General features: G+C 78.5%; 1 protein-coding gene. It reads right to left on the minus strand.

Going from position 1 to position 953, the window contains the following annotated elements; translation table 11 throughout:
• On the minus strand, positions 1-953 hold a 953-nt coding region (locus B7767_RS29530; RefSeq protein WP_143652691.1), incomplete at both ends, for a KR domain-containing protein.

A 953-nucleotide genomic window follows, 5' to 3' on the forward strand; every position in this document is an offset into this window, starting at 1 on the left:
CACCCGGGCACCGAGGGCGGTGAGTTCCTCGCGCAGGGCGGCGGCGCCGGGGGCGTCGGGGCCTCGGCGGCCGGTGAGCAGCAGGTGGCGCACGCCGTGCCGGGTGACGAGGTGGCGTGCGACGAGGGCGCCGAGGGTGCCGGTGCCGCCGGTGATCAGGACGGTGCCGGTGGCCGTGTCGTCGCCCCACGGGGTGCTGTCCGCGGGTGTGGTGCCGTCGCGGTCGGTGCGCACCAGGCGGGGCACGGTGACGGTGCCGGAGCGTACGGCGAACTGGTGCTCGCCGGTGCGGCCGGCGGCGGCGACGGCGGTGACGAGGGCGGTGGCCGACGGGTCGGTGTGCTCCGTGTGGCCGCCGTCGGTGGAGGCGTCCCCGGTGGCCGGGTCGAGGTCGGCGAGGAGGAAGCGGCCGGGGTGTTCGGTCTGGGCGGAGCGCAGCAGGCCCCAGACGGTGGCGTCGGCGAGGGCCGGGACGCTGTCGTCCGGTCCGGTGGCGAGGGCGCCCTCGGTCACCACGAGGAGCGGTGTGGTCGTGCGGCGCGGGTCGCTCAGCCAGGTGGTGGCCAGGCGCAGTGCCCGGTGGGCGGAGGTGTGGGCGGCGGTCGCGGTGTCCTGGGCGGCCGCGCCGGTGGTGCCGTCGTCGTGGGTGTGGGGGACGACGACCACGGCGGGCTGTCCGCCGTCGCCGTCGTCGAGGGCGGCGGTGAGGTCGTCGAGGGTGGTGTGGACGTGGACGGTGACGCCGGCGCGTTCGAGCGCGGCGGTGAGGCGTCCGGGCTTCCCGATGACCGCCCAGGGGCCGGTGAGGTCCGCGGGGTCGGTGTCGCCGGTCCACGGGGTCCACTCCACGCGGTGCAGGGCGTCGGGGGCGGTGGCGGCCGGGAGCCGGTCGGGGGTGGCCGGGCGGGTGGTGGCGGTGGCGGTGAGGACGGGGGCTCCGGTGCCGTCGTGGG

The sequence above is a fragment of the Streptomyces sp. 13-12-16 genome (genome assembly GCF_002114215.1).
Lineage (GTDB): Bacteria > Actinomycetota > Actinomycetes > Streptomycetales > Streptomycetaceae > Streptomyces.